General features: G+C 73.2%; 12 protein-coding genes. All 12 read left to right on the plus strand.

The genetic code is table 11. From position 1 onward, the window contains the following. The first annotated feature begins 26 nt into the window (after positions 1 to 26). The 12 genes from hisI to AB0I29_RS03670 all read left to right on the plus strand — a co-directional run bounded on the left by hisI (position 27) and on the right by AB0I29_RS03670 (position 14259). Positions 27 to 413 carry a phosphoribosyl-AMP cyclohydrolase gene (gene hisI, locus AB0I29_RS03615; protein WP_357478195.1) on the plus strand — a complete coding sequence of 129 codons (387 nt, stop codon included), beginning with the start codon at positions 27 to 29 and terminating at the stop codon, positions 411 to 413. Further along, positions 410 to 2017 carry an anthranilate synthase component I gene (locus AB0I29_RS03620; RefSeq protein ID WP_285102355.1) on the plus strand — a complete coding sequence of 536 codons (1608 nt, stop codon included), beginning with the start codon at positions 410 to 412 and terminating at the stop codon, positions 2015 to 2017. The genes hisI and AB0I29_RS03620 overlap by 4 nt, the downstream gene beginning before the upstream one ends. Continuing rightward, positions 2014 to 2700, plus strand: coding sequence for a Trp biosynthesis-associated membrane protein (locus tag AB0I29_RS03625; RefSeq protein WP_357478198.1), 687 nt, complete (start codon positions 2014 to 2016; stop codon positions 2698 to 2700). The genes AB0I29_RS03620 and AB0I29_RS03625 overlap by 4 nt, the downstream gene beginning before the upstream one ends. Before the next feature lie 61 nt (positions 2701 to 2761). Then, entirely contained in the window at positions 2762 to 3022 is a 261-nt protein-coding gene (locus tag AB0I29_RS03630; protein WP_285102353.1) for an HGxxPAAW family protein, read from the plus strand. A gap of 7 nt (positions 3023 to 3029) precedes the next feature. Continuing rightward, positions 3030 to 3320, plus strand: a complete 291-nt coding sequence (locus AB0I29_RS03635; protein ID WP_285102352.1) for a DUF4190 domain-containing protein — start codon at positions 3030 to 3032, stop codon at positions 3318 to 3320. Then, the gene (locus tag AB0I29_RS03640) at positions 3304 to 3735 is read left to right on the plus strand and encodes a DUF2752 domain-containing protein (protein ID WP_357478203.1); all 432 of its coding nucleotides are present in this window, start codon (positions 3304 to 3306) and stop codon (positions 3733 to 3735) included. The genes AB0I29_RS03635 and AB0I29_RS03640 overlap by 17 nt, the downstream gene beginning before the upstream one ends. Before the next feature lie 217 nt (positions 3736 to 3952). Further along, entirely contained in the window at positions 3953 to 4768 is an 816-nt protein-coding gene (gene trpC, locus AB0I29_RS03645; RefSeq protein ID WP_285102350.1) for an indole-3-glycerol phosphate synthase TrpC, read from the plus strand. An 11-nt stretch (positions 4769 to 4779) separates the two neighbouring features. Further along, the gene (gene trpB / locus AB0I29_RS03650) at positions 4780 to 6075 is read left to right on the plus strand and encodes a tryptophan synthase subunit beta (protein ID WP_357478206.1); all 1296 of its coding nucleotides are present in this window, start codon (positions 4780 to 4782) and stop codon (positions 6073 to 6075) included. Then, positions 6072 to 7001: a tryptophan synthase subunit alpha gene (trpA, locus tag AB0I29_RS03655; protein WP_285102348.1), complete on the plus strand. Its 930-nt coding sequence runs from the start codon at positions 6072 to 6074 to the stop codon at positions 6999 to 7001. Before trpB ends, trpA begins: the two co-directional genes overlap by 4 nt. Before the next feature lie 38 nt (positions 7002 to 7039). Next, positions 7040 to 8077 (plus strand): prolipoprotein diacylglyceryl transferase, encoded by a 1038-nt coding sequence (gene lgt / locus AB0I29_RS03660; RefSeq protein WP_285102483.1) that lies wholly within the window; start codon positions 7040 to 7042, stop codon positions 8075 to 8077. 115 nt (positions 8078 to 8192) lie between these two features. Further along, entirely contained in the window at positions 8193 to 12776 is a 4584-nt protein-coding gene (gene gltB / locus AB0I29_RS03665; protein ID WP_357478210.1) for a glutamate synthase large subunit, read from the plus strand. Continuing rightward, entirely contained in the window at positions 12769 to 14259 is a 1491-nt protein-coding gene (locus tag AB0I29_RS03670) for a glutamate synthase subunit beta (RefSeq protein WP_285102346.1), read from the plus strand. The genes gltB and AB0I29_RS03670 overlap by 8 nt, the downstream gene beginning before the upstream one ends. Positions 14260 to 14301 lie beyond the last annotated feature (42 nt).

Here is a 14301-nt window from a genome sequence, read left to right on the forward strand (position 1 = left end):
GGCCCACGACGTGGCAGGATTCTCAGGTGCCCGAAGTTCTCGACCCCACGATCTCCGCCCGCCTCAAGCGCGACGACGCCGGCCTGGTCGCCGCCGTGATCCAGCAGCACGACACGGGCGAGGTGCTCATGGTCGGCTGGATGGACGACGAGGCCCTGCGCCGCACCCTCACACAGGGGCGGGTGACGTTCTGGTCCCGCAGCCGGGAGGAGTACTGGCGCAAGGGCGACACGTCCGGCCACGCCCAGTACGTCAAGGCGGTGAGCATCGACTGCGACGGCGACGCCCTGCTGGTCCAGGTGGACCAGGTGGGTGCCGCGTGCCACACGGGCGCGCGCACCTGCTTCGTCGCCGGGGGCGACCTGGGCGCCGTGGTCGGCGACCGCAACCAGCACGACGAGGAGATCCGGTGACCCAGCTCGACAGCCAGCCCGGCACCCACGAGGCCCGCGCGGCGACCGCACCGGCCGACCTGCCCTGGGGCCGCACCTGGCCGAGCCTGCCCGAGTTCCGGGGGATGGCCGCCGACCGCCGGGTGATCCCCGTGGTCCGCCCCCTGCTGGCCGACGACGCCACGCCCGTCGGCCTCTACCGGACCCTGGCGCAGGGCCGGCCGGGCACGTTCATCCTGGAGTCGGCGGAGTCCGACGGCGTGTGGGCGCGCTGGTCGTTCGTCGGCGTCGCGTCGCGCGCGACCCTGACCAGTGACGGCGGCCAGGCCGTGTGGACCGGCGACGTGCCCGTGGGCATCCCGACGCGCGGCGACGTCGTCGACGTGGTCGAGGCGGCGCTCACCGCCCTGCGCACGCCCGGCGTCGAGAACCTGCCGCCCCTGACCGGCGGACTGGCCGGCGTGCTGGGCTGGGACATCGTGCGGCACTGGGAGCCGACGCTCCCGGCGACGGCCCCGGACGAGACGGGCGCGCCCGAGCTCGCCCTGTGCCTCGCCACCGACCTCGCGGTGGTGGACCACCGCGAGGGCACGGTCTGGCTGGTCGCCAACGCGATCAACGCGGACGCCACGGACGAGCGCGTCGACGAGGCCTACGCGGACGCCGTCGCGCGGCTCGACGCCATGCAGGCGCAGCTCGCGGCCGGCGGGCCGCGCGTCACGTCCGTGGTGGCCGAGGACGTGCCCGAGCCGCAGCTCGAGTTCCGGTCCACGCGCGAGGAGTTCGAGAACGCGGTCCTCGCGGGCAAGGAGGCCATCCGCGACGGCGAGGTGTTCCAGGTGGTGCTCTCGCAGCGCCTGGACCTGGAGTGCGCGGCCGACCCCCTGGACGTGTACCGGGCGCTGCGCACGATCAACCCGAGCCCGTACATGTACTACTTCCACCTGGCCAAGCCCGACGGCGCCGAGTTCGCCGTGGTCGGCTCCAGCCCGGAGACGCTGGTCAAGGTGGACGACGGCCACGTCACCACCTACCCGATCGCCGGCTCCCGCCCGCGCGGCGCGCACCCGGAGGAGGACGCCGAGCTGGGCGAGGAGCTCCTGGCCGACCCCAAGGAGCGGGCCGAGCACATCATGCTCGTCGACCTGTCCCGCAACGACATGGTCAAGGTCTGCGAGCCCACCAGCGTCGAGGTGGTCGAGTTCATGAAGGTGCGGCGGTTCAGCCACATCATGCACATGTGCTCCACCGTCGTGGGCCGGCTGCGGCCGGGCTTCGGCGCCCTGGACGCCCTGCGGGCGACCTTCCCGGCCGGCACCCTGTCCGGGGCGCCCAAGCCCCGGGCGATCGCGCTGATCGACGAGCTGGAGCCCGCCTCGCGCGGCATCTACGGCGGGGTGTGCGGCTACTTCGACTTCGGCGGCAACATGGACATGGCCATCGCCATCCGCACCGCGTACATCGCGGACGGCCGAGCCAGCGTCCAGGCGGGCGGCGGCATCGTGGCCGACTCCGTGCCCGCGTCCGAGTACCAGGAGTCGCGCAACAAGGCCGCGGCTGCGGTCCGCGCCATCCAGCTCGCGTCGCGCCTGACGCCGCTGCGCACGGCGGGGGGCGACCGGTGACCCGCACCCGCACCGTCCTCGCCCTCCTCGTGCTGGGCGCGCTGACGTTCGGCACGGGCTCGCCCACCTGGATCACCACCACGGTGGCCACGGCGCTGGAGCCCGAGGTGGCGGTCGCCGCCTCCGGCACCTCGGCCGCACCGGGCGTCGGGGCCGGAGCGCTCGTGCTGCTGGCCGCGGGCATCGCCTGCGCGCTGACCGGCCGTGTGGCCCGGTACGTGGCGCTCGTGGTCGCCGCCGCGGCCGGCGTGCTCGTGGTGGCCAGCACGCTCGTCGTCATCGGCGACCCGACGCCCGCCGCGACCAACGCCGCGTCCGCCACGAGCGGCGTCACCGAGCTCACCTCGCCCGTCACGCTGACCGCGTGGCCCTGGGCGGCGGTCGCCACGGGCGTGCTCGCCGTGGCCGTCGCCGTCTGGGGCGCCGTCGCGGCCCGCGGCTGGACGGCGACGTCGGGCCGGCACGAGCGCGCGGGTCAGGGCCCGGCCGCCGGCACGGCGACCACCGCCGGCGCCCCCGCCACGGCCGCGGGAACGGCCCCCGCCGACGGCGCCGCGGGCAGGCCCGCGGGCGGCGGCGGCACCGGACCCGCGCCCGAGGAGCCCGGCGCCGACGACGACGAGATCGACCCCCACGACGCCTGGGACGCCCTGTCCCGGGGCGACGACCCGACGGGCCGCTGACCCGGCCGCGAGCGGTTAGGCTGGGCGCGTACCGCACGACACGAAAGGCATCAAACCTGCGATGACCGAGAACAAGCCTGAGATCGCCTACCTCCCGCCGGGCGTCCCGCCGACCAACCACGGCCACACGGTCGCCGCGTGGGTCACGATGGTCGGGATCACGCTGGGTGTGCTGATCTCCTCGTGGGGCGTCATCGTGGCCCAGTCGTGGTCGGCCTGGCTGGTCCTGTTCGTGCTCGGCTTCGTCGTCATCGGGGCCTCGCTCATCATCGGTCTGGTGCTCCGCAACCTCGGCCTGGGCCAGAAGCCGGTCGGACGGTAGCCACACCATGACCGCCCTGGAGATGGCCGCGCCGTCCGCCGCGTACCCCCGCAACAGCCTGGGGGTCTGGTCGCTCGTGCTGGGCATCGTGTCGATCGTGCTGGCGCTGGGCATCCTCACGGGGATCCCCGCCATCATCGTCGGCAACCAGGGCCGCCGCGCCGTGCGCGCCGGCGAGGCGAACAACGAGGGAATGGCGCTGACCGGCGTCGTGCTGGGCTGGCTCTCGCTCGCGATCCTCGTGTTCGTAATCGGGCTGGTCGTCGTCCGCTTCCTGGCGGGTGGGCCGAATTCCTGACGCCGCCGTCCGGCCGGCGGCGCCCGCCCTGCGGGCGCCGCTCCTGGCCGGTGCGGCCGTCGGTGCGGCCACCCTGCTGGTGGCGCTCCGCGACCCGCACGTGCCCGGCTCCTACGGGTTCTGCCCGCTGCTGGAGCTGACCGGCCTGGCCTGCCCGCTCTGCGGCGGGCTGCGCGCCACGCACGACCTGGCGCACCTCGACCTGGCCGGCGCCTGGTCGGCCAACGCGCTGTGGACGGTCACCGCCCCGGTGGTCGTGGTCGTCTGGCTGGCCTGGCTCGTGGCCGCAGTCCGCGGCCGCCCGTTCCGCGGCCTGTCGAGCACGGCGGGCTGGGTCACGCTCGGGGTCGCGCTCACGTTCTTCGTGGCACGCAACCTGCCGGGGCTGCAGCAGTACCTGACCCCCTGGATCTGATCCCGGCCCTGATCAGGCGATCTCCAGGGAAACGAGGCGGACGGCGCCCGTCCGGGATCTGACGGGCCGTCGTCTCACGGTCCGGGAGTGGTCAGGACCACACCCTGGATCCGCCTACCATGGCCATGGGGCACACGTCCCGGCAGTGGTAGGGGCGTGATCAGGCGCACGAGGCCGCATGCCAAGGGCAGAGCGAGGGCACGGGGAGGCTCATTACATGTCGGTCCTGGAGGACATCGTCGCGGGGGTACGTGAGGACCTCGCGGAGCGTGAGGCACGCGTGCCTCTCGACGCGCTCAAGGAGCGCGCCAACGCGGTGCCCGGGGCCCTCGAGTGCCTCGGCCGCCTCAAGCAGGCGGACGCCGTCTCGGTGATCGCCGAGGTGAAGCGCTCGAGCCCCAGCAAGGGCTCGCTGGCCCCGATCGCCGACCCGGCGGCGCTCGCGGTCGAGTACGAGACCGGCGGGGCCTCGGCGATCTCGGTGCTCACCGAGCAGCGCCGGTTCCACGGCTCGCTGGCGGACCTGGACGCGGTGCGCGGCCGGGTGGACGTCCCGGTGCTGCGCAAGGACTTCGTCGTGACGCCCTACCAGGTCTGGGAGGCCCGCGCGCACGGGGCGGACCTGGTCCTGATCATCGTGGCGGCCCTGGAGCAGACGGTGCTCGAGTCGCTCGTCGAGCGGGTGCACTCCCTGGGCATGACCGCCCTGGTGGAGACGCACAACCTCGAGGAGGTGCGCCGGGCGGTCGACGCCGGGGCGCGCGTCGTGGGCGTCAACGCCCGCAACCTGAAGACTCTCGAGCTGGACCGCGGCCTGTTCCGCAGCCTCGCCGAGTACATCCCGGACGACGTGGTCAAGATCGCGGAGTCCGGCATCCGTGGCCCGCACGACGTGATGGAGATGGCCCGGGCCGGGGCGGACGGCGTCCTGGTGGGCGAGGCGCTCGTGACCGACGGCGCCCCGCGTGCCTCGGTGGCCGACCTCGTCGCCGCGGGCTCGCACCCGTCGCTGCGCTCCGTCCGTCCGGCCTGAAGGGATCCGAGGTGACCGATGTGAAGCTTGCCGACGTCTCCGGCCCGTACTTCGGCCAGTACGGCGGGCGCTTCGTGCCCGAGGCGCTGATCGCCGCGCTCGAGGAGCTCGACACGGAGTTCCGCAAGGCGGCCGACGACCCCGCGTTCGCGGCCGAGCTGCAGCGCCTGCACCGGGAGTACACCGGCCGGCCCAGCCCGCTGACCGAGGTGCCGCGGTTCGCCGCGCACGCGAGCGGCGAGTCGGGTGGGGTGCGGGTGTTCCTGAAGCGCGAGGACCTCAACCACACCGGTTCGCACAAGATCAACAACGTGCTGGGCCAGGCCCTGCTCGTCAAGCGCATGGGCAAGAAGCGCCTCATCGCCGAGACGGGGGCGGGCCAGCACGGTGTCGCCACCGCCACCGCGGCGGCCCTGATGGACCTCGAGTGCGTGGTCTACATGGGCGAGGAGGACACCCGGCGGCAGGCGCTGAACGTGGCGCGGATGCGCCTGCTCGGCGCCGAGGTCGTGCCGGTGAAGATCGGTTCGCGCACGCTCAAGGACGCGATCAACGAGGCGCTGCGCGACTGGGTCGCCAACGTCGAGACGACGCACTACCTGCTGGGCACCGTCACGGGCCCGCACCCGTTCCCCGAGATGGTGCGCCAGTTCCACCGCATCATCGGCGAGGAGGCGCGCGAGCAGATCCTGGAGCGCACCGGCCGCCTGCCCGACGTCGTCGCGGCGTGCGTGGGCGGCGGATCCAACGCGCTCGGCATCTTCAACGCGTTCCTCGACGACAAGGACGTGGAGCTGCGCGGCTTCGAGGCCGGCGGCGAGGGCATCGAGTCGGGCCGGCACGCGGCCCGCTTCAGCGGCGGCGCGCTGGGCGTGCTGCACGGCGCGCGCTCGTACCTGCTGCAGGACGACGACGGCCAGACCCTGCCCAGCCACTCGGTCTCCGCGGGTCTGGACTACCCGAGCGTCGGCCCGGCGCACGCGTGGCTGCACGACCTGGGCCGGGCCACCTACGAGCCCGTGACCGACGACGAGGCCATGGAGGCGTTCCGCCTGCTGTGCCGCACCGAGGGCATCATCCCGGCCATCGAGTCGGCGCACGCCCTCGCGGGCGCGCTGCGCGTGGGCCAGGCCGCGGCGGCCGAGGGCCGCACCGGCCCCGACGGCGAGCCGCTCGTGCTGCTGGTGAACCTGTCCGGTCGCGGTGACAAGGACGTGGCGACGGCGGCCCGCTGGTTCGGGCTGCTGGACGGCGCGGACAACAACGTCGCGGCCGAGGAGCTGGAACGACAGGAGGGCCGGGGATGAGCACGGTGACGCAGCAGGCCACGGGGCCGGACACGCACTCCGGCACCGCCGACCTGATCGCCCGCCTGCGCGAGCAGGAGAACCGGCCCGCCCTGGTGGGCTACCTGCCGGTGGGCTACCCGACGGTCGACCGGTCGATCGAGGCCCTGAAGACCCTCGTGGACCACGGCGTCGACATCATCGAGCTCGGCATCCCTTACACCGACCCCGTCCTCGACGGCCCGGTGATCCAGGCGGCCGCACAGGGCGCGCTCGACGCGGGCGCGCGGGTGCGGGACGTGTTCCGCGTGGTGCGGGAGCTGACCGAGTACGCGCCGCACGTGCCCGTGCTGGTCATGACCTACTGGAACCCGGTGCTCAAGTACGGCCCGGACGCGTTCGCGCGCGACCTGGCCGCCGCGGGCGGCGCCGGGCTCATCACCCCCGACCTCATCCCGGACGAGGGCGCCGACTGGATCGCGGCGAGCGAGGCGCACGGCCTGGACCGCGTGTTCCTCGTGGCCCCCAGCTCGACGCCGGAGCGGCTGCGGCTGACCGTGGGCCAGTCCCGCGGCTTCGTGTACGCCGCGTCGCTCATGGGTGTCACGGGGGAGCGGAACCAGGTGGGCTCGCGCGCCGAGCAGCTCGTGGCCGACACGCGCGCCGCCGGCGCGCCGAACGTCTGCGTGGGCCTGGGTGTCTCCACGGGGGCGCAGGCCGCCGAGGTCGGCCGCTTCGCCGACGGCGTCATCGTGGGCTCGGCGCTGGTCCGCCCGCTCCTGTCGGACGGCCCGCTGCCGGACGACGAGTGGGCGGTCCGTCTCACGAATCTGGCCGGGGTCACGGAGGACCTCGCCGCCGGGGTACGGTCGGCTCGCGCTCCCGCGCCCACCGACCCACCTGCCGCCACGCCTGGCGGTGCGACCACCTCCGGAGAGGCCCTGTGACGCTGCTGACCGCACTGCCGGCCGCTCTGACCGTCGAGCTGCCTGCCGCGTTGTCCGCCGCGCTCCCCGGAGCTCCCGCCGCCACCCAGATCCCCAGCCCGTCCCAGCACACCTGGTACCTCGGGATCTTCCCGCTGCGCGCCTACGCGCTGGCGATCCTCGCGGGCATCGTGCTCGCCGTCTGGCTGACCGCCAGGCGGTGGAAGGCGCGCGGGGGCAGCCCGGACGACGTCCTGGAGATCACCTTCTGGGCGGTGCCGTTCGGCATCGTCGGGGGCCGGATCTACCACGTGCTCTCGTCGCCCGACCGGTACTTCGGCGAGAACTTCGCGGGCGGGGGCGACCCCGTCAAGGCGCTCTACGTCTGGGAGGGCGGTCTCGGCATCTGGGGCGCCGTGGCGCTCGGCGCCGTGGGTGCCTGGATCGGCTGCCGCAGGCAGGGTGTGCGGCTGTCGTCGTTCGCCGACGCCGTGGCGCCGGGCCTGCTGATCGCGCAGGCCGTCGGCCGCCTCGGCAACTGGTTCAACCAGGAGCTGTACGGACGGCCCACGGAGCTGCCCTGGGGCCTGCACATCGACGCCGAGTACCTGGTGTCCAACCCGGCCACGGGCGTGGCGTACCCCGAGGGCACGCTCTTCCACCCGACCTTCCTGTACGAACTCCTGTGGAATCTCCTGATGGCCGGAGTTCTGCTGTTTCTCGACCGTCGGTTCAGGTTGGGTCATGGGCGGGTATTCTGGGCGTACGTCCTGCTCTACACTCTCGGACGGGTCTGGATCGAGATGCTCCGCATCGACGATGCGGAGCAGGTGCTGGGGCTCCGCCTCAACGTCTGGACCTCGATCCTGCTGGGCCTTGCGGCCCTGGTGGTCTCGATCGTGCTGGCTCGAAGGTTCCCCACCAGGGAAGAGTCGGTGCGGCTGCGACCAGAGGACGACGAACCGCCGGCGGGCCCACGGGCCGAGCCGGAGCCTGACCCAGGAGTCGAAGGGACCGGCGAGGCCGCGGCCGAGCCGGAGGAAGTAAAGACAGCTGCACAGGAGGAGTCCGACGCGGACGCCTCCGTGCGCACCTGAGGGGCACGACCGCCGGGACCACCGGACGACGAGCCCCCTGACCGACCGGGCCGCCGTCGTCCCGGACCACCGCAAGGAACTGCGCCCGGCTACGGCCGGGTGCCTGTGAGGACCCATGACCAAGCCGTTGCCGACACAGAGGGTTGGGCTGCCCACGCAGACGTTTGAAGGCGGCCTGTACGACCCCGCAGCCGAGCATGACGCGTGCGGCGTCGCCTTCGTGGCGACCCTGCGTGGCACGCCCGGGCGCGACATCGTCGATGCCGGGCTGACCGCCCTGCTGAACCTCGACCACCGCGGCGCGGTGGGAGCGGAGGAGGACAGCGGCGACGGCGCCGGCATCCTCACCCAGATCCCCGACGCGTTCGTCCGTGACGTCGTGGGGGTCGACCTGCCGCCCGCCGGGATGTACGCGATCGGTACGGCGTTCCTGCCGACCGACGAGGCCGAGCGCGACGCCATGGTGCGCCGCGTCGAGTCCCTGGCCGCCGAGGAGAAGCTCGACGTGCTCGCGTGGCGCGACGTCCCGGTCGACGCCGGGATCGTGGGCCCGACGGCGCGCGCCTCGATGCCGGTGTTCCGTCAGATCGTGGTGGCCGACCCCTCGCGGAGCCTGTCCGGGATCGACCTGGACCGCCGCTGCTACCGCCTGCGCAAGCGGGCGGAGAACGAGGTCGGGCTGTACTTCGCCTCGCTCAGCGCCCGCACCCTGACGTACAAGGGCATGCTGACGACGGCGCAGCTCGAGCCGTTCTTCCCCGACCTGTCGGACCCGCGGTACGCCACCGAGCTCGCACTGGTCCACTCGCGGTTCTCCACCAACACGTTCCCGTCGTGGCCGCTGGCCCAGCCGTTCCGGCTGCTGGCCCACAACGGCGAGATCAACACCGTGCGCGGTAACCGCAACTGGGTCGCGGCGCGCGAGGGCACCATGGAGTCCGACCTGCTCGGCGACCTCGCGCCGCTCCAGCCCGTCTGCTCGCCCGGTGCGAGCGACTCGGCGAGCTTCGACGAGGTGCTCGAGCTGCTGCACCTGTCGGGGCGGTCCCTGCCGCACTCCGTGCTGATGATGGTGCCGGAGGCCTGGGAGAACAACGCGGGCATGGACCCCGCGCTGCGCTCCTTCTACCAGTACAACGCGAACCTCATCGAGCCGTGGGACGGCCCCGCCTCCCTCACGTTCACCGACGGCACCCTGATCGGCGCCGTGCTCGACCGCAACGGCCTGCGCCCCGGGCGCTGGTGGGTCACCGAGGACGGCCTGGTCGTGCTGGCCTCCGAGGCCGGCGTGCTCGACATCGACCCCGCCACCGTGGTCCGCAAGGGCCGCCTGGAGCCCGGCAAGATGTTCCTCGTGGACACCGGCTCCGGCCGGATCGTCGAGGACGAGGAGATCAAGTCCGGCCTCGGGTCGATGCACCCCTACGGGGACTGGATCCGCGAGCACTCGGTCTACCTCGACGAGCTGCCCGACCGCGAGCACGTGGCGCACAGCCCGGCCTCGGTGCGTCGTCGCCAGCGGGCCTTCGGGTACACCGAGGAAGAGCTCAAGATCATCCTGTCGCCGATGGCGACCACCGGCGGTGAGCCGCTCGGCGCCATGGGCTCCGACACGCCCGTCGCGGTGCTCTCGCAGCGGCCGCGGCTGCTGTTCGACTACTTCACGCAGATGTTCGCGCAGGTGACCAACCCGCCGCTGGACGCGATCCGCGAGGAGCTGGTCACGGCGATCGGCAGCGCCATCGGGCCGGAGCCCAACCTCCTGGAGGACCTGCCGGAGCACGCGCGCAAGCTCGTGCTGGGCTTCCCGGTGCTGGACAACGACCAGCTCGCCAAGGTCGTGCACGTCGAGCGCGACCGCGAGCTGGAGGGCCTGTTCCAGGCCGAGACGATCCAGGGCCTGTACGACGTCTCGGGCGGCGGCGGCGCGCTGCTGGCCCGGCTGGAGGCGATCTTCGCCGACGTCGACCGGTACGTGGAGGAGGGCGCGAGCTTCCTCGTGCTCTCGGACCGCGACGCCAACTCCGAGCTCGCCCCGATCCCGTCGCTGCTCCTGACCAGCGCCGTGCACCACCACCTGGTGCGCAAGCACACCCGCAACCGGGTCTCCCTCGTGGTCGAGGCCGGCGACGTGCGCGAGGTGCACCACGTCGCGCTGCTCATCGGCTACGGCGCGGCCGCCGTGAACCCCTACCTCGCGATGGAGACGGTCGAGGACCTCGCCCGCCGCGGGTACCTGGACGTCACGCCGGAGCAGGCGGTCGCCAACCTCATCAAGGCCCTCGGCAAGGGCGTGCTCAAGGTGATGTCCAAGATGGGCATCTCCACGATCATGTCCTACCGCGGCGCCCAGATCTTCGAGGCCGTGGGTCTGTCCCACGACCTGGTCGAGGACTACTTCACCGGCACCACCTCGCGGCTCGGTGGCATCGGCCTGGACGTCATCGCGGCCGAGGTCGCGGCGCGGCACGCCGAGGCCTACCCGCCGTCGGGCAACAAGAAGCCGGGCGAGCGCCTCACCACGGGCGGCGAGTACCAGTGGCGCCGCGACGGCGAGGACCACCTGTTCGACCCCGAGACGGTGTTCCGCCTGCAGCACGCCACGCGGTCCGGCCGGATGGACATCTTCCGGCAGTACACGCGGCGCGTCGACGAGCAGTCGAACCGCCTCATGACCTTGCGCGGCCTGCTGCGCTTCAGCCCCGACCGCGAGCCGGTGCCGATCGACGAGGTCCAGCCGGTCAGCGAGATCGTCAGGCTGTTCAACACGGGCGCCATGTCCTACGGCTCGATCTCGGCCGAGGCGCACGAGACCCTGGCGATCGCGATGAACCGCCTCGGCGGCCGCTCCAACACGGGCGAGGGCGGCGAGGACCCGGAGCGCCTGTACGACGACGAGCGCCGCTCGCGCGTCAAGCAGATCGCGTCGGGCCGGTTCGGCGTGACGTCGGAGTACCTCACGCAGGCCACCGACATCCAGCTCAAGCTCGCCCAGGGCGCCAAGCCCGGCGAGGGTGGCCAGCTGCCCGGGAACAAGGTGTACCCGTGGGTCGCCGCCACCCGGCACTCGACCCCCGGCGTCGGCCTCATCTCGCCGCCGCCGCACCACGACATCTACTCGATCGAGGACCTGGCCCAGCTCATCCACGACGCGAAGAACGCCAACCCGTCGGCGCGCGTGCACGTGAAGCTGGTCAGCGAGTTCGGCGTGGGCACCGTGGCCACGGGTGTGTCCAAGGCGCACGCGGACGTCGTCCTCATCTCGGGGCACGACGGCGGTACGGGCGCCTCGCCGCTCACGTCGCTCAAGCACGCCGGCACGCCCTGGGAGATCGGCCTGGCCGAGACCCAGCAGACGCTCGTGCTCAACGACCTGCGCGACCGCATCGTGGTGCAGGTCGACGGCCAGATGAAGACGGGTCGCGACGTCATCGTCGCGGCGCTGCTCGGTGCCGAGGAGTTCGGCTTCGCGACGGCGCCGATGGTGGTCTCGGGCTGCGTCATGATGCGCGTCTGTCACCTGGACACGTGTCCCGTCGGCGTCGCCACGCAGAACCCCGAGCTGCGCAGCCGGTTCACCGGCAAGCCGGAGTTCGTCGTGAACTTCTTCGAGTTCATCGCCCAGGAGGTGCGCGAGCACCTCGCGGCGCTCGGGTTCCGCAGCCTCGAGGAGGCCGTGGGCCAGGTGCAGGTGCTCGACACCCGCAAGGCGGTCGACCACTGGAAGGCGCAGGGCCTCGACCTGACGCCGGTGCTCGCCCGGCCGCAGCTCAAGGAGGGCTCGTCGCTGCGCCACACCCGGGTGCAGGACCACGGCCTCGCGCGGGCGCTGGACAACCAGCTCATCGCGGCCGCCGCCCCGGCGCTGGAGCGCGGGGAGGCCGTCAAGATCGAGCTGCCGGTGCGCAACGTCAACCGCACGGTCGGCACCATGCTCGGCCACGAGGTGACCAAGCGGTACCGGGGCGCGGGCCTGCCCGACGACACGATCGAGGTGACGCTGACCGGGTCCGCCGGCCAGTCGCTCGGCGCCTTCCTGCCGCGCGGCATCACGCTGCGCCTGTTCGGCGACGCCAACGACTACGTCGGCAAGGGCCTGTCGGGCGGCCGCGTGGCGGTGCGGCCCGACCGTGCCTCGGTGCTCGACGGCGCCAACGTCATCGCGGGCAACGTCATCGGCTACGGCGCCACCTCCGGCGAGGTGTACCTGCGCGGACGCGTGGGGGAGCGGTTCGGGGTGCGCAACTCCGGCGCGACGCTGATCGCCGAGGGCGTGGGCGACCACGCCTGCGAGTACATGACCGGCGGCACCGTGCTGGTGCTCGGCCCCACGGGCCGCAACGTCGGCGCCGGCATGTCCGGCGGCACCGCGTTCTTCCTGGACCTGCGGGTCTCCCGCGTCAACCAGGCGGCGCTGGAGGCGGGCGAGCTCGCCGTCGGCGTCCTGGACGACGCCGACTGGGAGACCGTGCAGGGGCTCCTGGAGCGGCACCTGGCCGAGACCGGCTCGACCATCGCGGCCGAGCTGCTGGCGGACCCCGCCGCCGCGCGGGGCCGGTTCAGCCGGCTGCTGCCCCCGGGCTGGGCGCGCGTGCGCCTCGCCCTCGCCGAGGCCGAGGCCGACGGCACCGACATCTCGGGCAAGACCCAGTGGGACCCGTCCGTGTGGAACCAGATCATGGAGGTGGCACGTGGCTGACCCCCGAGGATTTCTGAAGGTCCGGGAGCGGGAGCTCCCGCCGAACCGGCCCGTCGAGGTGCGGCTGCGTGACTGGAAGGACACGCACGCGCACCGCGAGGAGGGGCAGGCGTTCCTGAAGGAGCAGGCCGGGCGCTGCATGGACTGCGGCGTGCCGTTCTGCCACCAGGGCTGCCCGCTGGGCAACCTGATCCCCGACTGGAACGACCTGGTCTGGCGCGGCCAGTGGGCCGACGCGATCGACCGCCTGCACGCCACGAACAACTTCCCGGAGTTCACCGGGCGGGTGTGCCCGGCGCCGTGCGAGTCGTCCTGCGTGCTGAGCATCAACCAGCCCGCGGTGACGATCAAGAACGTCGAGGTCTCGATCATCGACGAGGCGTTCGCGCGCGGCCTGGTCACGCCGCACGTCCCGGAGCGGCTCACCGGTTCCACGGTGGCCGTCGTCGGCTCGGGCCCCGCGGGCCTGGCCGCCGCGCAGCAGCTCACGCGCGCCGGCCACACCGTGGTCGTCTACGAGCGGGACGACGCCATCGGCGGCCTGCTGCGCTACGGCATCCCGGACTTCAAGCTCGAGAAGCTGCACATCGACCGCCGTCTGGCGCAGATGGAGGCCGAGGGCACCCGCTTCCGCGCCGGCGTGACGATCGGCGAGGACATCAGCTGGGACGCCCTGCGCCGCCGGTTCGACGCCGTCGTGGTCGCCACGGGCGCCACCGTGCCGCGCGAGCTGCCCCTGCCGGGGCGGGACCTGGCAGGCATCCACTACGCGATGGACTACCTGACGCCCGCCAACAAGGCGGTCGCGGCCGGTACGCCCGACGACCTGCCCGAGGGCGCGCCGACGGCGGCCGGCAAGCACGTCGTCATCATCGGCGGCGGCGACACCGGGTCGGACTGCCTCGGCACCGCGCTGCGCCAGGGCGCCGCCAGCGTCACCACGCTCGCCATCGGCAAGAAGCCGCCGGTCGAGCGCCCGGCGCACCAGCCGTGGCCCACCGACCCGATCCTGTTCGAGGTCTCAACCTCGCACGAGGAGGGCGGCGAGCGCACCTACCTGGCCTCCACGGTCGAGTTTGTGGCGCACGAGTCCGGGGCCGCCGCCGGGTCCGTCAGGGCCCTCAAGGTCGCGGAGACCCAGTACCTGCCCGACGGCCGCCGCGCGGCCACGCCGGGCACCGAGCGCGAGATCCCCGCGGACCTGGTGCTCGTCGCCATGGGCTTCACCGGCCCCGAGACCGGTGTGCTCGAGGAGCAGACCGGCATCGAGGTCACCGAGCGCGGCCTGGTGGCGCGTGGCGACGACTACGCCGCGAGCCTGCCGGGCGTGTTCGTCGCCGGCGACGCCGGCCGTGGACAGTCCCTCATCGTGTGGGCGATCGCCGAGGGCCGCGCCGCGGCCGCCGCGGCCGACACCTACCTCCAGGGCAGCACCGAGCTGCCCGCCCCGGTGCGCCCGCGCACGCTCGCTCTGCGATCGTGACCCGAGAACCCGTCCGGGAGTTGTACACCCCCACAGGGCGCC

Source organism: Promicromonospora sp. NPDC050262 (assembly GCF_040655935.1).
GTDB lineage: Bacteria > Actinomycetota > Actinomycetes > Actinomycetales > Cellulomonadaceae > Promicromonospora.

Bases quoted from the DNA above. Each gene is read 5' to 3' on its own strand.
- AB0I29_RS03630 (WP_285102353.1), top strand. From the start codon at position 2,762: ATGACCGAGAACAAGCCTGAGATCGCCTACCTCCCGCCGGGCGTCCCG.
- AB0I29_RS03635 (WP_285102352.1), top strand. From the start codon at position 3,030: ATGACCGCCCTGGAGATGGCCGCGCCGTCCGCCGCGTACCCCCGCAAC.
- trpC (WP_285102350.1), top strand. From the start codon at position 3,953: ATGTCGGTCCTGGAGGACATCGTCGCGGGGGTACGTGAGGACCTCGCG.
- trpA (WP_285102348.1), top strand. From the start codon at position 6,072: ATGAGCACGGTGACGCAGCAGGCCACGGGGCCGGACACGCACTCCGGC.
- gltB (WP_357478210.1), top strand. From the start codon at position 8,193: ATGACCAAGCCGTTGCCGACACAGAGGGTTGGGCTGCCCACGCAGACG.